Genomic DNA, 21,750 nt, shown 5'->3' with positions numbered 1-21,750 from the left:
GCGGAGGTATCACGGGCAGTCTCATTGCCTTTGGTCTCTTCTTCGGAAGCGATGACCGGCTTGATTACGCAGCGATGAACCAGACGATCATGACGGCCCAGAAATTTATGGCCTTCTTCGAGGATGCAATAGGATACCTGTATTGTGCGGACATCATCGAAACGGTCACCCTCGGCCATAGACTAAATCCCGGTGAGAACGAAGAGGCCATGATGACCTTTGCTAAGGAAAAGGGGTTCGAAAAGTGCGGACTGCCGCCGGGTATCGGCGTAAGACTCGCCGCCGAATTCATGATCGATTCGATGCGATAGGGGCGAACAAGAAGATATGGTTCAAGGTTCAGGGTTCAAGGTCGGAAAACCAGGCGATAGGCAAGAGGCTATAGGCTTTAGGTGAAGAAAAATCAGGAAAATCTTTTAACCTATTGCCCCTGGCCCAGTGCCCCCTTTAATTATATTATCAACCAAACCGATAAAAAGGAGACGGGTTTATGAAAATGAAAGCCGCTGTTTTAAGGGAGTATAAGAAACCGTTGCGCATTGAAGAAGTGGAACTGGCAGCGCCAAAGGAACATGAGGTCCTGGTCAAAACGGCCTTTACCGGTTTCTGCCATTCGGACCTTTCTTTCATGGAAGGGGACATTCCGTTTCCCCTGCCCATGGTGGTCGGCCACGAGGCCGCCGGTATTGTTGAGGCCGTCGGACCGGGGGTCACCGCACTCCAAAAAGGGGATCACGTGGTCGCCACCTGGATGGTGGCCTGCGGGCACTGCCCGGAGTGTACCAGCGGTCGGGGGCATATCTGCCGGACGAGTCACGGCATCCATACGCAAGGCACGCTCCTGGACGGAACCTCCCGGTTGAAGGATGCCCAGGGAAACCAGATATTACACAATAACTTTGTTTCCGGTTTCGCCGAATACATGGTCCTGGTGGAGGCCGGGGCCATTAAAATCAGAGACGACCTGCCGTTGGATCAGGCCTGTTCCCTGGCTTGTTGCATGCCTACCGGCTTTGGGGCGGCCTGCAATGTGGCCCAAGTAAAACCAGGACAATCCGTGGCGGTCTGGGGAATGGGCGGGGTGGGTCTCAATGTAGTTCAAGGGGCCAGGCTGAGGGGCGCCTATCCCATTTTCGGAGTGGACCTGGAAGGCAGTAAGGAGGAAATAGCCAGAAAATTCGGGGTAACCCACTTTATTGACAGCAGTAAGGAAGACCCGGTCCCCATCATCCAGTTGCAGACCGGTGGTGTAAAGATGGATAACGGGATGATTATGGGCGGTGGCGCGGATATTATCTTTGAGGTCAGCGGGAATACCGGTGCCATGGTTCAGGCCTCCTGGGCCTTGGCCATGGGGGGCAAGTGGGTTCAGGTCGGCATTCATCCGGCCGATCAGGCGGCCGAGTTGGTCCTGACCTTTTTCCCCCCCCACTGCAAAACCCTGCAAGGGACCTTGTACGGGAATATCCGGACCCATGAGGATATCCCGGCCTTTGCCGATATGATTATGAGAGGGGATTATAAGCTGGACAACCTGATCACCAGAAAGTTCAAGATAGAAGAAATCAACGAAGTAGCCGAAGCCATGCGACAGCGCAAAATTATCGGACGCTGGGTCTGTGAATGGTAAAGAGGTTTCCGAACATGATAGAACCCGATAAAGAAATCAACGCCCAATCTCCAAAAAACCAAGAGGAAGAAAAAAAACTTTTTTTTGTTGAGGAAATCAAGATCGAAGAATTGGCCATAGACGGTATCTGCGGGGTTTATTGAGGACTGCTATAATCTCATCCCTTAATGGACCCCGATACACCCTGGCCCCCGGCTGCCAGATGGGAACGCTGTAGGAGCGCCAGTGTAAATTCCCGAGAGGGACGGCTCTTAGGCGCATCGATCAGAGTGCGATCCGCAGACGACTCGAAGAACTGTTCGACCTGCCTCAATCCTACCAGGGGAATTCCTCATTACCCCCAAATTTAGATTTTAACAACGTTGAGGGTCTTGTTTTAAAACAAGACCCTCAAACTCCAAATTTCAAACATCTTTGGCTAGGCTTCGGCAGCTAAAACAATCCTCTTTTGTTTTTCGTTGAGGTGAGGTAATATGGCTTTCGATTTTGTTGTCGATGCTTCTTTTTTGTGTCATGCACCATCTGATTTTATTCTTCAGTTTTTGTTCACATGCTTTTTACTCCGGGACCTGAACTTATACGAACAACCATTTCTCAATAAGGCTGGTTTCCATTTGGAAAGGTCCAGGGATGGATAATCAGAGCGTGAAAGAATGAAAATACCGGCATCCATATCCATTAAATTATTATTACTGATTCTTCCCCTGGTTTCCCTGCCCATCGCAATAGTAGGGTATTTTTCTTATCAAACGGCCTTAGGCATTGTCACCCGAATGTCCCAGGAAGAACAGATGATGTTGGTAAAGGGTGCCGCCGACAAGATTGAAACTATTTTCCATTCCTGCAAATTGGATCTGGAAATGATTTCTCGTATCCCTTTTATTGAAGAATATTATCAGGCCAAAACAAAAGGGTGGGTGACTGAGGCTGAGACGAATCGAAAAAATTTAATCCGTTTTTTTAAATATCTTCTTGACCGCTCTCCCTATTATTTTCAGGTGCGGTTTATTAATAAGAACGGGGTGGAGATGCTTAGTGTCAAAAAAGAGAGGAAAGATCTTTCCACCATCGCTTCACGGGAAGATAGCTTCTATCAGGAATTTAAAAAATCCCCTCAACGGTCTTTTTATTTATCCCAGATAACCTTTTCTTCGGTCCGCCGGGGGTATGTCCTTTATTTTGGTAAATCCTTTACTCAGATGGATGACAAGATCATCGGCACAGTGGTCATCGATCTGGATTATGACAAAATGATCGAATTGGTAAAAGGGATGCGGGTGGGAGAAAAGGGATACGCCTTTTTGGTAGACCATTTGGGAAGGACCATCGCCCACCCGGAATTTGCCCCCTATGAGATGGATTTAAAAAATTATCCCAATCCGCACCTAAGGGAATTTGTAATTAATATGATGGCCGGAGAAACGGGCTGGATGACCTATTATTATCTGGGCGACCGGATTGCCTCTTACACGCCGATTCCAACCATGGGCTGGTCCTTGGCTATTACCACCCCGATCGAGGAATTCAAAAAGGAGGTCCAGGCTCTTCAAAAAAAGATCTTTCAGGTAGTCCTGATTACCCTGATGCTTACCGGAATAGTGGTCATCGTTTTATCCCATAATTTCATTAAACCGGTTAGAAGGTTGGTCACGGCTGCCGATCGAATAGCCGGAGGTGATTTGGCGCAAGAGATCCCGGTTAAATCCAGAGACGAGTTGGGGATATTGACTGAATCTTTTAACCGGATGATGCGGAATCTAAAGGAAATCCAAAATGAACTGGTGCAATCGGAAAAATTAATCTCCCTGGGAAGACTTTCCGCCGGGGTGGCCCATGAGATCAGGAACCCTTTAAATGCCATGAAGGGGGCCATTGTTTATCTTCAGCGCCGGCGCCCGGAGGATCCCTTATTAATGGAATATACGCAAATCATCTTGGAATTGATAGATCGCTTGAGTTCTTTTGCTACCGATTTTCTCCATTTAGCCAAACAATCCCCGCTAAGACTGATGACCTCGAATCTCAATGAATTGATTCAAAATACCTTGACCCTTTTCGAAGAGCCTATGACCCTCAAGGGGATCGCCTTAAAGAAAAACCTGGATCCTTCACTTCCCATGTTTCCTATTGATCCCCATCAAATGGAACAGGCATTGATCAATCTCCTGATAAATGCCATGGATGCCATGCCCCAGGGCGGAACCCTGGAAATAGTTACCCAACGCCAAGCAGAAGAAAGTGGAACCGATAAAATCCTCCTTAGGCTACGGGATACCGGGGGGGGTATCCCGGAGGCTCACCGGTTGCAGGTTCTGGACCCTTTTTTCAGTACCAAGGAAGGGGGGACCGGATTGGGGCTGCCGATCACTTTAGGGATAGTGGAAAGCCATGGGGGAAAACTGGCCATTCAAAGTGAGGAAGGAATAGGGACGGTAATAACCATTGAATTGCCGGTCAATTATTCCCCGTTAGCCAAGGAGTCCTAAGATGAGAAAGAAAAGAATTCTGGTCGTTGATGATCAATCCTATACCCTGAAAGTTTTGGAGGCCATTCTAATAAATGATGGTTTTGAAGTATTGAAGGCCCTGAACGGGGATCAGGCCCTGGCACTTTTTCGTGATCCGGGCGGTATTGATTTAATCCTGGCCGACCTGAAGATGCCGGGGATAGACGGCATGGAACTGTTCCGGAAAATCAAAGCCATTGAAGGGGACTTCCCCTTTGTGATTATGACCGCTCATGGGACCATCCAATCGGCTGTGCAGGCCATGAAGGAAGGGGTCACCAACTATCTCATCAAACCGCTCAATTATGAAGAGATGAATCTGATTATTCAAAGGGCCCTTCGTGAAAGAGAGATGACTCAGGAATTGGCCTCCCTGCGTCGAGAAATACAGGAAAAATATTCTTTTCAGAATATTATTGGAACCAGTCCCAAAATGAAAGAGATCTTTGAAATGGTGCAAACCGTGTCCCCTATCGATGCCACCATTCTCATCCAGGGTGAAACCGGGACGGGTAAAGAACTTCTGGCCCGGGCCATTCATTCTTTAAGTCTTCGTCGGGACCGCAACATGGTCTGTATCAATTCGGCGGCCCTGACAGAGAGCTTGTTGGAAGCTGAACTCTTTGGTTACCGGAAGGGGGCCTTTACCGGAGCCTTGGTGGATAAAAAAGGACGTCTTGAATTGGCTGACGGGGGAACCCTGTTTATTGATGAGATCGGCCAGATGAGTTTGAATCTTCAGGCTAAACTTCTTCGATTTTTGCAGGAAAGAACTTTTGAACCCGTCGGAGGTTTAGATGTGCGGAGCGTGGATGTCCGGCTTATAACGGCCACGAATCGAAACCTGCCTAAAGAAATACTGGCCGGTCGTTTTTTGAGTGACGTCTTTTATCGGATCGAGGTGATCGCCCTTACCTTACCTCCCTTGAGGGAAAGGCGACAAGATATCCCTCTTTTGGTCAACCATTTTATTCAACACTACGCCCAACAATATAAGAAAACCGTTGAAGGTATCGAACCAATGGCTATGGAAATTTTAATGCGCCATCCCTGGCCCGGAAATATCAGAGAATTAGAGAACTGCCTGGCCCGGGCTGTAATTCTTTGCCGGGGACCCCAAATCCTGTCTTTCGACCTCTCGGAAAAATTTACCCCCAAGATTCGAAAAGAGGGCTTTGAGGGGGAACAGATCCAGCTTGCGGACCTTTCCCAGCCGGGAATGAAGATAAAAGACATGGAACGGGAACTGATCCAGAGGACCCTGATAAAATGCCTGGGAAATAAAACCTTGGCCGCTAAGCTCTTGGGAATCTCCCGAAAGGCCCTTTATGAAAAAATAGAAAAGTTCGGGATTGAAAATTGATGACTATCAGAGCGTTTCTCTCTTACACAAATAGTTTTTGTGTAACTTATTGAACCATTAAAATGCTAACCTATTTGAATAACTTACCTATATGCTTCCATGAACCAGATCCCTTGATTTTTTATGTTTCATAAGGTAACGCTTCGGGATTTTGCATTTATTCTATTAACTTATTGATATCTTTTTATATTATTTAGTAAGACCCCCTGGGAATATTTATTGCAAGCCTATAAAATCGTCTTTAAAAATTTTCATTTTTAATTCAAATGACATCCGTGAATAATCAAAGAGAAGTCCTTCGTCTGGAAGGCATTCAGAAGAGCTTTGGAGGGCTTTTGGTCCTGTCCAATATAGATCTGTCTGTACATGAACGGGAGATTGTCGGGCTCATCGGTCCCAACGGGGCAGGCAAATCAACGTTGTTTAATATCATCACTTCAATTTATAAGCCTGACGGAGGGCACATTACCTTAAAAGGGAAAAAGATATCCGGCTACCCATCCCATCGGATCTGCCGCTTAGGTGTTTCCCGAACTTTTCAGTTGGTCAAGGTCTTTTTGAGTATGACGGCCTTAGAGAATGTTTTGGTTGGAGCCATTTATGGTCACAAATTAAAGGGCCAGGAAGCCAGAAGAATGGCCCTGGAATCCCTCGAATTGGTGGAAATGGCAGAAAAAAAGGATGAGATAACCGGCAAAATGACCCTCTCGGAAAGGCGGCTTCTGGAAGTGGCCAGGGCCTTGGCTTCCGGGCCGTCGATTACTTTACTGGATGAACCTATGGCCGGTCTTAATCTTTCCGAAACCATGAAAATGCTGCAGGTAATCAATAAAGCCAGAGAGGAGCGGAATTTGGCGATCTTATGGGTGGAGCATAAAATGGAGGCCATCTTCCATTTATGTGACCGGGTGGCGGTTTTGGATTACGGACAAAAAATCGCCGATGGAAAACCCGATGAAATTCTGAATAATCCTTTGGTGATCGAGGCCTACTTTGGCAAATCCCTTGCTTAAAGTGACGGACTTAGAGGTCCTTTACGGGGATGCTCAAGCCATCTGGAACTTCAGTTTTAAGGTGGATAAAGGGGCGATTGTGGCCTTGGTAGGCTCCAACGGAGCCGGCAAAACCACTATTTTGAAAACGATCTCCGGAGTAATCCTTCCCCGTCAAGGAGAGGTCGCCTTTATGGGGCAGCCCCTGATTCGGCGTAAACCCGAGGACATCGTATCCTTAGGCATTTCCCATGTGCCGGAGGGCCGCCGGCTGTTTTCAAAATTAACGGTTTTGGAAAATCTGGAGTTGGGGGCCTTTCTTCAAAAAAATCCTTCTCTTCGGGAAGAATCTTTAAAAGAAGTGTTCAGCCTTTTTCCCAAGTTAAAAGCAAGGACTGGGCAACCTGCCGGCTCCTTAAGCGGCGGGGAACAGCAGATGCTGGCCATCGGACGGGCTATTATGGCCCGGCCGACGCTGCTTTTGTTGGATGAACCTTCTTTGGGCTTGGCCCCTCTGGTAGTAAAACTGATGTTTGAGACCATCCAAACCCTGAACCAAAGAGGGATGACCATTATTCTGGTTGAACAGAATGTCTATCAAACCTTGCAGATTGCCAGTTATGTGTATGTCCTTCAGACCGGAAAGTTGACCTTAGAAGGTCAAGGAACGGATCTGTTGTCCAATCCGGATTTTCAAAAGGCTTATTTGGGGATGAACCTCTAAATGATGAGCGGACTAATATTCTGGCAGGTTTTAATTAACGGGATCCTTTTCGGGAGTATGTATGGGATTGCGGCCATTGGCCTCAGTCTTATTTTTGGATCCATGCAGATCATTTTTATCGCCCAGGGGGCCTTCATGATTCTATCGGCTTACCTGTGTTACTGGCTCTTTACGCTGACTTCCATAGACCCCTTTTTGAGCCTCATCCCCTTGCTCCCCTTATTTTTCGGTTTTGGCTGGATCCTCTATCGGGGAATTTTCCACCATGTGGCCCGGGCCGGCAAAAATCCTTCCTTGCTTGTGGCTTTCGGTCTGATGATCCTTTTGGAAAATCTGATGTCTGTTATCTGGACCCCCAATCCGCGAGCCATAAAGACCAGTTATACAGCCTGGGGCCTTTCATTAGGGAGTATTCAAATCTCCTTTACCCGGCTCATGGTTTTTATAACCAGTTTGGCTGCAACCGGATTAGTCTATCTCTTTATTAAAAAAACCCTCTGGGGGAAGGCGGTTCTTGCTGCCTCGGAGGATATGGAGGCGGCGGCCCTGGTCGGAATCAGTCCTCGCCGGGTCAGCAGCATTACCTTTGCCATAGGGATTGCCCTGGCCGGGATAGCGGGGGTGGCCACCGCCACCACCTATCCTTTTGATCCCTATTTCGGCTTTATCTTCAGCTTAAAAGCCTTGATAGCCATTGCCTTCGGGGGTATTGGGAATGTAGTCGGGGCCTTACTGGGAGGGATTATTCTTGGAGTTATTGAGAGTATCGGAGCTTACAGCATCGGCGGTGGCTGGGCCGATGCCATTTCCTACGCCGCTTTCCTTTTGGTGATCATGTTCCGTCCGGAAGGGCTTTTTGGGCGCTCCTACCGAATGGCTTGAGGATCGCAACGATGCGTTTGATAAAAAAGAAACGGGCAGTTTGGGGATTCGGCATTTTTCCGGTCTTCGTTTTCCTGATCAGTTACCCTTACCTGGTCAATCCCGAAGAATCCTATCTCATCTCCTTTTTGTTTTTAACCTTTCTTTATGTCACCTTGGCCCAGGGTTGGAATCTGGTGGCCGGATATACCGGTCAGGCTTCGCTGGGACAACATGCCTTTTTCGGGCTGGGTGCTTATATCACGGCCATAACCTGGAGGGCCGGCTGGACCGGTTATCTGGATCCCCTGGCTATGGCCCTGAGTGGCGGGGGAGCGGCCTTGCTGGCCATTATGATCGGAATGCCTTTATTGGCAAAATTGAGAGGAGATTATTTTGCCCTGGGTACCCTGGGGTTAGGAGAAATCCTCCGGGTGATCTTTACCCAGGGTGGAACCTTGACCGGTGGACCGGTAGGGCTGATGCTTCCATCCTCAGCCTATCAATCCTTGCGGCCCTATTATTATTTGGCCCTGTTAATCCTTCTTCTTTCTTTGGTAACTACAGCGCTTTTGGTCCGCTCCCGGTTTGGGCTGGCCTTTATAGCCATTCGGGAAGAGGAACAGGCCGCGGCGGCCAATGGGATCCCCGTTCTTTTCTTCAAGATCCTGGCTTTTGCCCTGGGTTCCTTTTTTGCGGGGTTATGCGGGAGCTTATATGCCTATCACCTCTTCCATATTCATCCCAGTGGGGTTTTTAACCTCAACTTTGCCCTCCTGCCGGTCTTAATGACCATCTTGGGTGGAATCGGAACGCTCTGGGGGCCTTTGATAGGGGCCGTGGTTTTAAACACCCTTTTTGAATTGGCCAATATCTGGTTGCCGGAAATCCACCCGATCATTTCCGGAGTTTTTATTATCCTGGTTATGATGTTTTTGCCTCAAGGACTGGTCAACCTTAAAGCGCAGGCCGGTTTTTTCCATGGCCTGCCCAAGGGGTTTCTCCTGGAAAGAGTGTTTTTTTTCAAGACGGATAAAGAAAGGAGGTGAAGCAAGTTTTTGTCTTTCAAATCATTCTAAAAAAAGGAGGCTACTATGAGAGGGAGTTGCAAAAAAAATTGGGTTGTCGGGCTTATGGTTTTAACGATGGCTTTATTCGTGGGATTTCCTGCAGCCCAGGCTAAGGAGGCCAAAAAAGAAATCTTAATCGGGACCAATCTCCCCTTGACCGGCATATTGGCCATGGCCGGTGTCGAACAGCAGTGGGCTTATCAGGTCGCCGTCGACGATGTAAATAAGGCCGGTGGGGTTTTTGTTAAGGAGTTTAAGAAAAAACTCCCGGTCCGATTAATCGTAGCCGATGACGAAAGCGATCCCGGTAAGGCGGCGGCCGCCGTGGAACGATTGATTAAGATGAATAAGGTGGATCTATTGCTCGGTGGATTCGCCGCACCTTTTGGGGTGATACCCGGTTGCATCACCGCTGAGAAATATAAGAAATACTACCACACCACGATCTGTCTCATCCCTCCCTGGTTGGAACACAAATTCAAATGGTCGACCCTCTTTTTCTTTGATCTGGTCCAGGCCTGCAGTGTCCCTTTTGAAATCTGGAATACCCTGCCGAAGGATCAAAGACCTCAAAAGCCGGCTTTAATCATGGAAGATACCTTTGACGGGCGGGCGTTCTCCGGTATCTTTCGCGAACAGGCCAAAAAACATGGGTATACATTCGTTCTGGATGAGCCCTGGGCCGTTGGGGCCAAGGACTACTCGGCCCAAATCATCAAAGCCAAGTCCCTGGGAGTCGATGCCATTTTGATCTTCGGGGCTGATACGGATTGCATCACCTTTGTTCGCCAGATGAAAGAGAACAAACTGAACGTCAAATACTTTCATGGCTGGAAGGGGACTTGGGCCGGAGAATTCTGGTCGGCCCTGGGGAAAGATGCCCAGTACGTGCTTTCTGACGGTTTTTGGTCTATGGATTTTCCTTTTCCGGGGGCCCGGCAGTTAGGGGAACGGTATTATGATAAATTCAAAAAATATTCGGTCAGCATCGGTGCCATGTACGGCTTGTGTCAGATCCTTTGGCAGGGTATTGAGAAAGCCGGAACCCTGGATTCCGCCAAGGTCAGACAAGCCGTCTTGGATAATGAGTTTCAGACCGTGATGGGAAAAGTCAAATACGATGCCAACGGAGTAGCCACCTTTGTCAGTACCGCCCATCAGTGGTGGGACGGCAAACAGATGACCGTCTATCCCTTTAATTGGACTAAATACAAAATAAAATTAGCCCCGCCTTGGGACAACCGATAACCCCATTTTGGACGCAGATAAACTCGGATCGGCAGAGGGCCGATCGTGCAGATTGGCAGGATTTTACTATTATCTGCGGCGATCGGCGAAAATCTGCGTCCTAATTTAAAAAGGAGGTCTATCATGAAAATTAAATCTGCGGTTTTGAGAGAACCGAACAAACCTTTAACCATTGAAGAATTGGAGCTGGCACCCCCCAAAGAGAAGGAGGTTCTGGTCAAGTCTGCCTTTACGGGATTTTGCCATTCTGATCTGCATCTCATGTTGGGAGAAATACCGATAGCCCTTCCACTGGCCATCGGCCATGAAATGGCCGGCATCGTTGAAGATATCGGACCGGGTGTCACGAAAGTCAAGAAGGGCGATCACGTGGTGGGGACCTGGATGATCCCCTGCGGTAAGTGCCCTCAGTGTCTGCGCGGCATGGGCAATATCTGTAGCGGCAACTTCGGGGCCTTCTTGGGGGGCGTGCTGCTGGACGGGACTTCCAGATTGACCGACAAAAATGGAGAGATGGTTCGACATGGTAATTTTGTCTCCGGTTTTTCCGATTACACGGTCATGCCCGAAGACGGGGCCATTGCCATCCCCAAAGAATTCCCATTGGACCAGGCCTGTTTTATGGGCTGCTGTGTGCCGACCGGGTGGGGGTCGGTCTTTAATACGGCCCAGATTAAACCCGGAGATTCGGTAGTCATTTATGGTTTGGGAGGGGTGGGGTTAAATATCCTTCGAGCAGCGGTCATGCGACACGCCAACCCGATAATCGCCGTAGATCTGGAAGGAAGTAAAAAAGACCTGGCCCTGGATTTCGGCGCCACCCATTTTATCGATAATTCCAAAGATGATCCCGTTCCGATTATCTTAACCATGACCGGCGGGGTTCAGATGGAAGACGGTAACTGGATGGGCGGCGGGGTCGATGTGGCCTTCGAGGCCATTGGCGATCCGGGGGCCATTATCCAGGCCTATTGGTCCACCGGAATAGGTGGAAAATTGGTCATTCCCGGAATCACGCCCTTTGACCAGACCACCAATCTGCCGCTCATGCTCCTGCCGTTGCATCAAAAATCAATTTTGGGAAATCTTTACGGATCCATTTCGACCCAGGTGGATATCCCCCGACTGATCAACATGGCCATGAAGGAGGATCTGAAACTCGACAAATTGATCAGTAAAAAATTTAAGGTGGAACAGATCAATGACGTGGCCGATGCCATGGTCAAACGGCAAATTAATGGGCGTTGGGTCTGCGCCTGGGATTAAGTCAATTTCAGATTTTAGATTTCGGATTTCGGAATTTAAAGGAACCCCCTTTTTATGTTTCGTGTCGCCCTAACGGGGCATGGAGGTTTAATAAGATAGTCTAAGAGTGGGGATGCTTAGACTTCTAAGCATCCCTGCAAAAAAAGGTAGACAGGCGGGTTCAAATGTTTATAGTGTTTATAGTATAAATCAGCCCAAGGAAGCCCGGGCAAGGACATATCACTTTAGCAAAGGAGTGGACAATGAAATTTTTAAAAGTAAATATGTCGAACAAGACCGTCGGTTTTGAAGAGGTCCCACAGCAATACCTCGGTCTCGGAGGCAGGGGCTTGACCTCCATTATGATCAATGCCGAGGTACCGGCCCTTTGTGATCCCTTAGGCCCGGAAAACAAGCTCATTTTTGCCCCCGGGCTCTTGAGCGGGACCCCGTTAGTCAATACCAGCCGGATATCCGTCGGGGCCAAAAGCCCTCTGACCGGCACCATTAAAGAAAGCAATGCCGGAGGCACCATTGCCGCCGCCTTGGGACGTCTGGGGATTACGGCCATTATTGTCGAAGGTCAGCCTAAAGAGGGGGAATGGTTTCTTTTGCGGGTTGATGAAAAAGGAGGGGCCAGCCTTCTGCCCGCTCACGAATACCAGGGGATGCGGACCTATGCCCTGACAGAAAAACTATTGCAGACTTACGGCGATAAGACGGCGGTTATGTGCATCGGTCCGGCCGGTGAGCAACGGTTAAAGGCCGCTTCCATTCAGGCCTCGGATATCGATGGCCGTCCCTGCCGGGCTGCCGGCCGTGGAGGGCTTGGTGCGGTCATGGGGGCCAAGGGGTTGAAGGCCCTGGTGGTGGATCAACGGGGCAATGCTCCGGATGCCATTGCCGATCCGGAGACTTTCAAAGAGGCGGCCAAGGCCTTTGCCAAAGCGGTTAAAGACCATCCTTTTAGCGGCCAACTCCTGCCCAACCTGGGAACAGCCGGGATGGTGGCCCCGGTAAATGCCATGGGAGCCTTTCCCAGTTACAACGCCACCAAGGGCGTCATGGTAGGCTGGGAAAAAATAAGCGGTGAGATCATGGCCGGGATCATCAAGGGACGGCAGGGAAATCCCAGCCATATGGGTTGCGCCCAGTGCATCGTCCATTGTTCCAATGTGTATAATGATAAAGAAGAAAAATATTTGACCTCTTCCCTGGAATATGAAACCATCTGGTCCATGGGAGGCATGACCGGGATAGACGATCTGGATACCATCGCCCGGTTGGATTTTCTATGCGATGATATCGGCCTGGACACCATGAGCACCGGCGTGGCCATCGCCGTAGCCATGGATGCCGGATACAAATCATTTGGTGACGGCCAGGCGGCCCTTGGGATGCTAGAAGAGATCGCTCAGGGTAGCGCCTTGGGCAAAGTGTTGGGAAACGGGCCGGCAGCCGTTGGACAGCATTTCAACCATTCCCGTGTCCCGGTGGTAAAAGGGCAGAGTATTGCCGCCTATGACCCGAGGGCCATGCAAGGGAACGCCGTGACCTATGCCACTTCACCGATGGGGGCCGATCACACGGCCGGGAATGTGGTCGGGGAATATTTGGCCCAAAAGCTGAACCCCTTGAAGGCCGAAGGCCAGGTAGAGGCCTCTCGAAATACACAGATTGCCATGGCTTCGGTGGATTGCACCGGTCTTTGCCTCCTGGCCAGTTTTGCCTTAACCCTGCCGGAGGGAGGGGAAGCCTTTCTGAAGGCCATGAATGCCAAATTCGGCACTCAGCTCGGGCCTGAAGCCATTCCCCAATTAGGGATTCGTGTTTTGCAGGCCGAGAGGGAGTTCAATCGAAAGGCTGGCTTTACCAGTAAAGATGATCGCCTGCCGGAGTTTTTTTATAAGGAACCGCTTCCGCCGCATAATACGGTTGTTGTGATCAGCGATGAAGCAATGGATAGTACCTTTAATTTCTAATGAGTGCATTGTTGTGGGAGGTTATTATAAGGATGTTAGAACCAGATAATGAAATCAAAGCCCAATCTTTTAAGAGCCAAGAGGAAGAAAAAGACATCTTTTTGGTTGAGGAAATCAAGATCGAAGAATTGGCCATAGACGGTATCTGCGGGGTTTATTGAGGACGGCTATGGCCGCATCCCACAGAGAACTCCGATACACCCTGGCCCCCGGCTGCCAGGTAAGGGAGGAAGATTTCGGACTCCTTTTTTATAACGCCCGGGGGCCCCGCCTTTTTTTTGTCTCCTCCGGAAAACTCCTGAAAGAAAATTTTTTTACGGGAGAACATACGTTGGAAACCTGGTGGCAGGAATGCCTGGCCCAAGACCCCGCGGCCAAAGCCGGCCTGGGGGAGATGGAAAAAACCCTGGATCACTTAAGAGAAAAAGGGGTTATCCTTGAGTGCTGAAATGGCCCGGAGGGGATTGCGGGCCCCGGTGAATGTGACCTGGGAAGTCACCCTGCGCTGCAATCTCCGGTGCGTTCATTGTCTTTCCGGGGCCGGCCAGGGCACTGATCAGGAACTCAGCACCGAGGAGTGCCTACGCGTCATCGATCAATGGTCGGCCCTGAAGGTTTTTCAGGTCAATATCGGAGGCGGTGAACCTTTCATCCGGGAGGATTTCCTGGGACTTTTGACTTATGCCCACGAAAAGGGTATTGTAACCTGTGTGAGTACCAACGGCCTATTAATCGACCGGGGTCTGGCCGCAAAATTAGCCGGGCTCAATAGTTTTTTTCTCCAGGTAAGTCTTGATGGGGCCACAGACGAAGTGAACGATTCTATACGGGGCCCGGGGACCTACCCAAAAATCATCGAAGCCATGGACTGCCTGGCCTCCCAGGGTGTCCGGTTCAGTATCAACACCGTGCTCACCCGGTTGAGTTTTCCGCAACTCGATAACCTCAGGGCCATGGCCAAAGAGTATGGGGGCGAGCTCCGGGTCTCCCGTTTCAGGCCCTCCGGTCGGGGCAAGGCCAGCAAAAAAATTTTAGGACCGGACAAGGATCAACTGGAAACCTTTGCCCAGTGGCTGGAAACCCATGACAGGGTCCGCACCGGAGACTCCTTTTTCTGCCTTCTGTCGGAAGCCCGGCGCCGGAAAGGGCTGGACATGTGCGGGGCGGCCAAGATGACCTGCTGCGTTTCCCCAACCGGAGAAGTGTACCCTTGCGCCTTTTTGCAGGAAGAGGCCTTCAGGGCCGGAAATGTGCGCACCCGATCCTTCAAAGACCTCTGGATGAAGGCCCCGATCTTTGAACAATTCCGAAAGCTGGATGTGGCCGCCTGCCGGACTTGTCTGCGATTCGAAGCCTGCCGTGGCGGATGCCCGGCCGTAGCCTATCATACTTATCAGGATATTTCTATGCCGGATCCGGAATGTTTGGTGAACCTGAAGACCGAAATCCCTCAAACTTAAAATTAGGACGCAGATTTCCGTCGATACCCGCAGATAGCTTTCTTTATATTAAATATCTTGGTAATCTGCATGATCGGCCTTCTGCCGATCCGAGTTCATCAGCGTCCAAAATACAAATTCCTAACCTATTGAATTAAAGAAACATGTTTGATATTCTTTTTTCTCCTTTGCCCTTGGGCTGTATCACCCTGCCCAATCGAATCTGTTTTTTAGCCCATCGGACCAATTTCGCCCAAAAAGGCTGTTTAACAGATCAGCATATCGGGTATTACCGTCAGCGGGCCGAAGGGGGTTGCGGATTAATCATCCTTGGAGAACTCTCGATTCATCCCAATGACCGCCCCTGGGAATCGATGATTGAAGCCTATAGCCCTTCGATCGTCCAGGATTACCTGAAATTGGCCCATAGTATTCACGCATCAGGTACACGCATTTTTGCTCAACTGACCCATCATGGCTTTCAGAGCAGCGGGGCGATTAATCGCCGGCCGGTCTGGGGACCTTCGGCCCTGGGGGATATTGTTTTTGGTGAGGTGGCCAAGGCCATGGAGCCGGAGGACATCCAGGAATTGCTCAAGGCCTTTTCCCGGGCGGCCCGACAGGTGCGGGAAGGCGGATTGGATGGGATTGAGCTGGATATGGGACCGGAATCCCTCTTACGCCAGTTCCTCTCTCCCATCAGCAATCTTCGGCAGGACGCATACGGAGGCAGTCCGGAGAACCGGATGCGCTTTCCCCTGGAAGTCATTGGGGCTGTTCGAAAGGCCGTGGGAGACGATTTTACGGTGGGCGTCCGGTTGTGTGTAAACGAAAAGTTCTGGGGCGGGATTTCCATAGAAGAGTCTCAGGGGTTTGCCCGTTGTTTTGAGCAATCCGGCCGGATTGATTTTGTCAATGTCTCCCTGGGGACCTATTACAATCTCTATCTGATCCTGGCTTCCATGCATACCCCCCCAGGCTACACAGTGGAGCTGGCCGAGAAAATGAAGGAGGCGGTTCATCTTCCGGTTATGGCCGGTTATCAGATTCATACCCCGAAAATGGCCGAAGAGGTCATCACCCAGGGCAAGGCCGACCTGATAGGCTACGTCCGCCAATTGATTTGCGACCCGGACTACCCGAGAAAGATGCGTCAGGGGGATCTGAAGGACATACGCTATTGCGTCCGAGACAACAAAGGCTGTATAGGGCGCATCAATCAAGGGAAGTCCCTGGGCTGCATCCAGAATCCGGAAGTGGGGTATGAAGCGTTCGGCGTTCGGCGTTCGGTGTTCGGCGTAGGAAAAACCCAAGATTCCAAATCCGCAATCCCTTTCGGAGTTCGGAGTTCGGAGTTGAGAAAATCCAAAATTCGACAATTCCAAATTTTAATTCCGCACTCCGCAATCCGCACTCCGCAATCAAAAAGGTGATGGTCATCGGGGCCGGGCCGGCCGGCTTGGAGGTGGCCCGGGCCGCGGCCCTCAAAGGACACGCGGTGACGGTCTATGAAAAAAATCGGGAAATCGGAGGCCAGATCAACCTGATCCGGAAACGACCGCCCCGACAAGGTATGGCTGCGGTCATCTCTTATCTTAAGCATCAGTTGGATCTCCTGGGCGTTCCCATCCTGACCGGCCAGGAAGTCACTTTGGCTCTGGTACAGCACGAAAACCCCGATTGCGTGATTGTCGCTACCGGATCTATACCGAACCCCAAACCGGTCCCGGGTCAATACGGCCCCCCCTCGGTTCTCACCGTCCGGGAGGTCCTGGAGGACTTTTATCCCCTGGGCGAACGGATACTCTTTATTGATGAAAACAGTGGCCATCATGCCGCCGCTACGGTGGAACTTTTAGCTGATCGAGGCCTGCAGGTGGACATGATCACCAGCGACCTTTTTGTGGGCATTGAACTGGCGCCCCTGGGAGATCTCGATCTGAGCCGACAGCGTTTGCTTCAAAAAGGGGTGACCTTTACCACCGATGTCATCATCGACGAAATCCGGGAGACCACGGTGAGAGGCCGGGACCTCTATACCAACCAGTCCCGAATCTGGGAGGGATACGGGACCATCATCCTGGACATGGGCAATAGGGCCGAAGACCGGCTCTATAAAGAGCTTAAGGGCAAATTCCAGGAACTCTATCGCATTGGAGATTGTCTGGCCCCCAGGGGGATTGATACGGCCATTTTTGAAGGAAGGAAAGTAGGTCAAAGCCTATGAGTGGCTTTCCTTATCTCTTTTCCCCTTTGAAAATAGGCCGGATGGTGGTGCCCAACCGGATCCATTTTGCCGCCCACCTGACCAATTTCGGGGAAGACAACCGGATCAGCGCACGGCACATCGCCTACTATCTTGAGAGGGCCAAAGGGGGCTGCGGGCTGATCACCACCGAAGAATTATCGGTCCACCCCACGGATTATCCCTATATTAAACTGGTGGATGCCTATAAACCGGAGGTCATCCCCGGTTTCCGGAAACTGACCCGGACCATCCATGAAACCGATACCAGGATATTCGCCCAGTTAAACCATAATGGGATGCAGGGCGACGGAAAAAATTCCCGGCTGCCGGTCTGGGGGCCCTCGGCCGGCAAGGATCCCCTCTTTCGGGAAACGGCCAAAGAAATGGAGCTCGAAGATATCCGGGAATGTCTGTCTTTCTTTGCCCGCAGTGCCATCCATGCGCAGGAAGGGGGATTTGACGGCATCGAGATCCAGATCGGCCACAGCTCCCTCATCCGCCAGTTTTTATCACCGGCCACCAATTTTCGTATGGATGAATACGGTGGGACTTTCGAAAACCGGTTGCGCTTTTGCCTGGAGGTCATCCAGGCGGTTCGTCAGGCCGTTGGAGCGGACTTCATCCTCGGTGTGCGGTTAAATGCCGATGAAATGCACCCCCGGGGCGGATTGACCCTGGAAGACGCCCAGGCCATTGCCCGACGATTGGAGGCCACGGGTCAACTGGATTTCATGGATCTCAGTCTGGGGACCTTCTTTAACCTGTTTCTGGTGGAAGGCTCCATGCACACTCCTCTGGCTTATACGGTCCCTCTTTCCGCTGCAATCCGGTCGGTCATCAATCTTCCGGTGTTTTGCACCAACCGGATCAATGATCCCCATCTGGCAGAAAAAATCCTGGCCGATGGCCAGGCCGACCTGATCGGCATGGTCCGAGCCTTGATCTGCGATCCGGAATTGCCCAATAAAGCCCGGGAAGGAAGAACGGAAGATATCCGTAACTGTATTGCCTGCAACCAGGGCTGTATCGGCAGAATGGGATTGGGCTATTTATTGGGCTGCGTGCACAATCCGGCCGTAGGCCAGGAAAAATTTTTAGGCCTGGGGACCCTTAAGCCTTGCGCCCGGCCTAAAAAAGTCATCATCATCGGGGCCGGACCGGCCGGTCTGGAAGCGGCCCGGGTGGCGGCCTTGAGAAAACATGAGGTCATCCTCATGGAAAAAAATCAGGAAGTGGGGGGCCAGAATCTCATTGCCGGCAGGGCGGCCGGGAGACAGGAGATTACCGGGGTGACCCGTTGGCTGATCGGGCAGGTCAGCAAACTGGATATTGACCTGAGACTGGGAGTGGAGGCTACGGAGTCTCTGGTCCTGGCCGAGAAACCGGATGCGGTCGTGGTGGCAACCGGTTCCGTTCCCAAAGAGAAGCCCTTCCCGGGAGACTACGCCTTTCCTGATGTGGTCACCGCCCCCCAGGTCCTTTTGGGCCAGGTGGAGCCCGGTCCCCGGGTGCTGCTGATAGATCTGGAAGGACATCATCAGGGAACCGGCACGGCAGAATTTTTAGCTGACCGGGGCAGAGTGGTACATATCCTGACCCCGGCCTTGTTTGTCGGCAGCCAGTTAGGCCCCCTGCAAGACCTCTATCTGACCCGAAAGCGCCTGGCCCTAAAAGGCGTCACCTTTACGCCCGATATAGCCGTCCTGGAGATCCAGGGCAAACGGATAAAGGGATTGAATGTCTACTCCAACCAATTGATCGACTTTGAAGGCTATGACACTATTGTTTTAGTAGCCGGGAACCGGGCTTGCGATGAACTCTACTTTGCCCTTAAAGGGAAAGTTCCGGAGCTGTACCGGATCGGTGACTGCCTGGCCCCCCGGAAAACCGATATGGCCATTGTGGAAGGTCATCGGGTGGGAAGGCAGTTATGAGTTCAGAGTTCGGAGTTCGGAGTGCGGAATTTAAAGATATCTGGATATGGGTCCATTCCAGAGAGGGTGAAGTGGAGGAGGTTACCCAGGGGTTGGCCGGTGAAGCCCGGCGGCTGCTCCTTGAATCCGGTGGAAAGGGGAAAGTCGTGGCCGTGGCCTTTGGGCCTGTCCTGGAAGAGGAATTGCAGGAGTTGGGGGCCTACGGGGTTGACAGGGTTTTATTTATGCCGGAGGAGATCCTTCAGGATTATCAAAGTGAAGTGTATGCCTTGCGCTTAGGCGACCTGATCAAGAAACATCATCCCGCTTTTTTTTTCATGGCCCATACGGTCGAGACTGCCGATCTGGCCCCCCGGTTGGCGGCCGCTCTGGAGACGGGCCTGGTCACCCGGGCCATGGATGTCGGGGTGGATGACCAGGGAAAGACCTGGGCCATTCGACCGACGGCCAATGGACACCTTTTTGAAAAAATCTATTTTGCGGACCAGGAACCCCATATCCTTACGATGCTGCCTTCGGTCTTGAGCACTGAAAAAATTCCTGTTCCCCAAAACCCCGAGATGATAACCATTCCTTTTTCTGGGCCACTCGGAATTCCGCAAATAAAACTGCTGGAACGCATCGAGGCCCTGCCGGAAGTTATGGACCTGGAAGAAGCCGATATGATCATCGCCGCCGGCCGTGGAGTGGGCCGGGATGAAGCCTTTTCCATTATCCATGAACTGGCCGGCGCCCTGGGAGGAACAGTGGCCGGCACGCGCCCCCTGATCGATTGGAAAACCTTGCCCTTTGAAAGGCAGATCGGCCAGACCGGAAAAACAGTTACCCCTCGATTAATGATCGCCTGCGGAATTTCGGGGGCCAATGAATTCACCGTGGGGATGGAAAAATCCAAGTTGGTTATGGCCATCGATACCGATCCTCAAGCCCGGATTTTCCGGTTTGCCGACCTGGGTGTGGTGGGAGATGTCCACCAGGTGCTCCCTCTCTTGATCGAGGCGATTCAAAAAATGAAGGAGGGTGCCTGAAGCCATGGGTATCCGCTTTTTTCTGCTGCTTGGATTACTGGTTTTATCCTTTCCTCAACTTCCTTGGGCTTACACCACCGAAGACTGTCTTGGCTGCCATGAAAAAGGGGGCGCAAAGGCCGCCAGACAAATCTCCGGCAAGGAATTTCTTGAATCAGTCCATGGCCGTCAAAGCCTTTCCTGCCAGGATTGCCACACCGGGATTAAGGATCCAGGTCATCAGGAAATCAAAGGTCCGGGCAAGGTCAATTGTAACGACTGCCATGACCAGGAAATCCGGCCGGTAAATTATTGGTCCTGGTTTTCTTCTTTTCAGGTGGCTTCTCATGGCAAACAGGATTTTAGCCGGCTCTACCGGAAGGGCAATTGTCTGGGATGTCATCAAGGACAGGGCGCCCATGGAGAGAAGCAACCTCTTAATAACCAAACGTGTTATAAGTGCCACGGAGAACTTGGGAAACGGGCAGAGATTCTGGGATATATCCATCCGAAGGCGGATTCCAAAACCCACCCCGCAGTTTTTGCTGCCCTGGTTTTGGATCAGGCCTTGCTTATCCTGCTTGGTTTAGGCGGGGCAGGATTCGTTTGGACCAGATTTCGGAAGATCGGTCCTAAATCCTCAGGCCCTAAGGGGGCTCCCAAGGTTTGAAAATGGGTTTGGGTACACATTGTTTTATTTTTTGGTCCTTTCAGCTTTGAGCCTTAAGCTGTTTCGACGAACGCCGAACACTGAACGACGAACGGTATTTTCTAAAGGTAACCATGCTGACTGCCTTTGATTTCTTTTTTGTAACCCTGGCCTTGATGGTTTGTGCTTTCGGCTTGATCAGGCGGGGAACCTTGTGGAAAAAAGGGAAACCAGAATCTCGCTCAGGGGATTGGAAAGGTCTTATCGGTTATCTTTGGGGACATAAAAGAATTTTGCGAAAGAAGCCCTCCGGGCCGGCGCACCTGTTTTTGTTCTGGGGATTGGTCCTCCCGCTGATAGCCATCATTCTGGCTCAATTCAATTTTTCCATGCCCCGGCCTGTGGCTCAATTCATATCCCTTTTTCTGGACCTTCTGGGAGCGGCCCTACTGGCCGGGACCCTTTGGTTCCTTTTCCGCCGGATCAATCACCCGGATTTTCCTATCTCCCCAAAGACGGTCACACCTCTGATGCTCCTGTTGATCATCCTGGTAACCGGATTTCTGGCCGAAGGGACACGCATAGGCCTTGATCCAGGGGATTCCTGGACCTCTCCCATAGGTTGGCTGGTTTCATGCGGGGTGCCGGATTCCCCCTTGTTCCTGCAAATAGTCATCCGTCTCCATTTGATGACCGTCCTGGCCCTGATCGCCCTGCTGCCTTTTACTCCTCTGCGGCATTTATGGGCCGCACCTTTAAATGTCTATTATCGCAGTCGGCGGGATCCCGGGGAACTCTATCCTCTCGCCTTGGAAGAGGGGGCCTTGGGGGCCGAAAGGATCCAAGATTTT

The 21,750-nt window shown here is 51.1% G+C and carries 21 protein-coding genes; all 21 read left to right on the top strand.

Annotated elements, in window-relative coordinates:
• Window positions 1-311: hypothetical protein (locus HY879_12165; protein MBI5604101.1), on the top strand; the 311-nt coding region annotated here is incomplete at its 5' end.
• Between the two features lie 179 nt (window positions 312-490).
• Window positions 491-1,630, top strand: a complete 1,140-nt coding sequence (locus tag HY879_12160; protein MBI5604100.1) for an alcohol dehydrogenase catalytic domain-containing protein — start codon at window positions 491-493, stop codon at window positions 1,628-1,630.
• A 14-nt stretch (window positions 1,631-1,644) separates the two neighbouring features.
• Complete coding sequence (gene mftA / locus HY879_12155) at window positions 1,645-1,773, top strand: mycofactocin precursor (GenBank protein ID MBI5604099.1); 129 nt, start codon at window positions 1,645-1,647, stop codon at window positions 1,771-1,773.
• A gap of 510 nt (window positions 1,774-2,283) precedes the next feature.
• A complete protein-coding gene (locus tag HY879_12150; protein MBI5604098.1) occupies window positions 2,284-4,116 on the top strand; it encodes a HAMP domain-containing protein in 1,833 nt (610 codons plus the stop codon).
• 1 nt (window position 4,117) lies between these two features.
• Window positions 4,118-5,500 (top strand): sigma-54-dependent Fis family transcriptional regulator, encoded by a 1,383-nt coding sequence (locus HY879_12145; protein MBI5604097.1) that lies wholly within the window; start codon window positions 4,118-4,120, stop codon window positions 5,498-5,500.
• A gap of 266 nt (window positions 5,501-5,766) precedes the next feature.
• Window positions 5,767-6,513 carry an ABC transporter ATP-binding protein gene (locus HY879_12140; GenBank protein ID MBI5604096.1) on the top strand — a complete coding sequence of 249 codons (747 nt, stop codon included), beginning with the start codon at window positions 5,767-5,769 and terminating at the stop codon, window positions 6,511-6,513.
• The gene (locus HY879_12135) at window positions 6,506-7,216 is read left to right on the top strand and encodes an ABC transporter ATP-binding protein (protein MBI5604095.1); all 711 of its coding nucleotides are present in this window, start codon (window positions 6,506-6,508) and stop codon (window positions 7,214-7,216) included. The genes HY879_12140 and HY879_12135 overlap by 8 nt, the downstream gene beginning before the upstream one ends.
• The gene (locus HY879_12130; GenBank protein ID MBI5604094.1) at window positions 7,217-8,098 is read left to right on the top strand and encodes a branched-chain amino acid ABC transporter permease; all 882 of its coding nucleotides are present in this window, start codon (window positions 7,217-7,219) and stop codon (window positions 8,096-8,098) included. It abuts the gene before it with no gap.
• 11 nt (window positions 8,099-8,109) lie between these two features.
• Window positions 8,110-9,126: a branched-chain amino acid ABC transporter permease gene (locus HY879_12125; protein MBI5604093.1), complete on the top strand. Its 1,017-nt coding sequence runs from the start codon at window positions 8,110-8,112 to the stop codon at window positions 9,124-9,126.
• A gap of 45 nt (window positions 9,127-9,171) precedes the next feature.
• Complete coding sequence (locus tag HY879_12120) at window positions 9,172-10,395, top strand: amino acid ABC transporter substrate-binding protein (GenBank protein ID MBI5604092.1); 1,224 nt, start codon at window positions 9,172-9,174, stop codon at window positions 10,393-10,395.
• A 123-nt stretch (window positions 10,396-10,518) separates the two neighbouring features.
• Window positions 10,519-11,661 carry a Zn-dependent alcohol dehydrogenase gene (locus HY879_12115; GenBank protein ID MBI5604091.1) on the top strand — a complete coding sequence of 381 codons (1,143 nt, stop codon included), beginning with the start codon at window positions 10,519-10,521 and terminating at the stop codon, window positions 11,659-11,661.
• Between the two features lie 242 nt (window positions 11,662-11,903).
• Window positions 11,904-13,622 (top strand): aldehyde ferredoxin oxidoreductase, encoded by a 1,719-nt coding sequence (locus HY879_12110; GenBank protein ID MBI5604090.1) that lies wholly within the window; start codon window positions 11,904-11,906, stop codon window positions 13,620-13,622.
• A gap of 32 nt (window positions 13,623-13,654) precedes the next feature.
• Entirely contained in the window at window positions 13,655-13,783 is a 129-nt protein-coding gene (mftA, locus tag HY879_12105; GenBank protein ID MBI5604089.1) for a mycofactocin precursor, read from the top strand.
• 8 nt (window positions 13,784-13,791) lie between these two features.
• Window positions 13,792-14,070: a mycofactocin biosynthesis chaperone MftB gene (mftB, locus tag HY879_12100; protein MBI5604088.1), complete on the top strand. Its 279-nt coding sequence runs from the start codon at window positions 13,792-13,794 to the stop codon at window positions 14,068-14,070.
• 1 nt (window position 14,071) lies between these two features.
• Complete coding sequence (gene mftC / locus HY879_12095; GenBank protein MBI5604087.1) at window positions 14,072-15,082, top strand: mycofactocin radical SAM maturase; 1,011 nt, start codon at window positions 14,072-14,074, stop codon at window positions 15,080-15,082.
• A gap of 143 nt (window positions 15,083-15,225) precedes the next feature.
• Entirely contained in the window at window positions 15,226-16,494 is a 1,269-nt protein-coding gene (locus HY879_12090; GenBank protein ID MBI5604086.1) for a hypothetical protein, read from the top strand.
• The gene (locus tag HY879_12085) at window positions 16,491-17,288 is read left to right on the top strand and encodes an FAD-dependent oxidoreductase (GenBank protein ID MBI5604085.1); all 798 of its coding nucleotides are present in this window, start codon (window positions 16,491-16,493) and stop codon (window positions 17,286-17,288) included. The genes HY879_12090 and HY879_12085 overlap by 4 nt, the downstream gene beginning before the upstream one ends.
• Entirely contained in the window at window positions 17,285-19,243 is a 1,959-nt protein-coding gene (locus tag HY879_12080; GenBank protein ID MBI5604084.1) for a mycofactocin system FadH/OYE family oxidoreductase 2, read from the top strand. The genes HY879_12085 and HY879_12080 overlap by 4 nt, the downstream gene beginning before the upstream one ends.
• Window positions 19,240-20,271 carry an electron transfer flavoprotein subunit alpha/FixB family protein gene (locus HY879_12075; GenBank protein MBI5604083.1) on the top strand — a complete coding sequence of 344 codons (1,032 nt, stop codon included), beginning with the start codon at window positions 19,240-19,242 and terminating at the stop codon, window positions 20,269-20,271. Before HY879_12080 ends, HY879_12075 begins: the two co-directional genes overlap by 4 nt.
• A 4-nt stretch (window positions 20,272-20,275) precedes the next feature.
• A complete protein-coding gene (locus HY879_12070) occupies window positions 20,276-20,920 on the top strand; it encodes a hypothetical protein (protein MBI5604082.1) in 645 nt (214 codons plus the stop codon).
• 113 nt (window positions 20,921-21,033) lie between these two features.
• A partial coding sequence (locus HY879_12065; GenBank protein MBI5604081.1) for a respiratory nitrate reductase subunit gamma occupies window positions 21,034-21,750 on the top strand: 717 nt, incomplete at its 3' end.

The sequence above is a fragment of the Deltaproteobacteria bacterium genome (assembly GCA_016219225.1).
Lineage (GTDB): Bacteria > Desulfobacterota > RBG-13-43-22 > RBG-13-43-22 > RBG-13-43-22 > RBG-13-43-22.
Note: the sequence above shows the minus strand (reverse complement) of the source record. Positions and strands in the feature narration are given on the sequence as shown.

Coding starts and splice junctions, on each gene's coding strand:
- HY879_12160 (MBI5604100.1), top strand. CDS start 491: ATGAAAATGAAAGCCGCTGTTTTAAGGGAGTATAAGAAACCGTTGCGC.
- mftA (MBI5604099.1), top strand. CDS start 1,645: ATGATAGAACCCGATAAAGAAATCAACGCCCAATCTCCAAAAAACCAA.
- HY879_12150 (MBI5604098.1), top strand. CDS start 2,284: ATGAAAATACCGGCATCCATATCCATTAAATTATTATTACTGATTCTT.
- HY879_12145 (MBI5604097.1), top strand. CDS start 4,118: ATGAGAAAGAAAAGAATTCTGGTCGTTGATGATCAATCCTATACCCTG.
- HY879_12140 (MBI5604096.1), top strand. CDS start 5,767: ATGACATCCGTGAATAATCAAAGAGAAGTCCTTCGTCTGGAAGGCATT.
- HY879_12130 (MBI5604094.1), top strand. CDS start 7,217: ATGATGAGCGGACTAATATTCTGGCAGGTTTTAATTAACGGGATCCTT.
- HY879_12125 (MBI5604093.1), top strand. CDS start 8,110: ATGCGTTTGATAAAAAAGAAACGGGCAGTTTGGGGATTCGGCATTTTT.
- HY879_12120 (MBI5604092.1), top strand. CDS start 9,172: ATGAGAGGGAGTTGCAAAAAAAATTGGGTTGTCGGGCTTATGGTTTTA.
- HY879_12115 (MBI5604091.1), top strand. CDS start 10,519: ATGAAAATTAAATCTGCGGTTTTGAGAGAACCGAACAAACCTTTAACC.
- HY879_12110 (MBI5604090.1), top strand. CDS start 11,904: ATGAAATTTTTAAAAGTAAATATGTCGAACAAGACCGTCGGTTTTGAA.
- mftA (MBI5604089.1), top strand. CDS start 13,655: ATGTTAGAACCAGATAATGAAATCAAAGCCCAATCTTTTAAGAGCCAA.
- mftB (MBI5604088.1), top strand. CDS start 13,792: ATGGCCGCATCCCACAGAGAACTCCGATACACCCTGGCCCCCGGCTGC.
- mftC (MBI5604087.1), top strand. CDS start 14,072: ATGGCCCGGAGGGGATTGCGGGCCCCGGTGAATGTGACCTGGGAAGTC.
- HY879_12090 (MBI5604086.1), top strand. CDS start 15,226: ATGTTTGATATTCTTTTTTCTCCTTTGCCCTTGGGCTGTATCACCCTG.
- HY879_12080 (MBI5604084.1), top strand. CDS start 17,285: ATGAGTGGCTTTCCTTATCTCTTTTCCCCTTTGAAAATAGGCCGGATG.
- HY879_12075 (MBI5604083.1), top strand. CDS start 19,240: ATGAGTTCAGAGTTCGGAGTTCGGAGTGCGGAATTTAAAGATATCTGG.
- HY879_12070 (MBI5604082.1), top strand. CDS start 20,276: ATGGGTATCCGCTTTTTTCTGCTGCTTGGATTACTGGTTTTATCCTTT.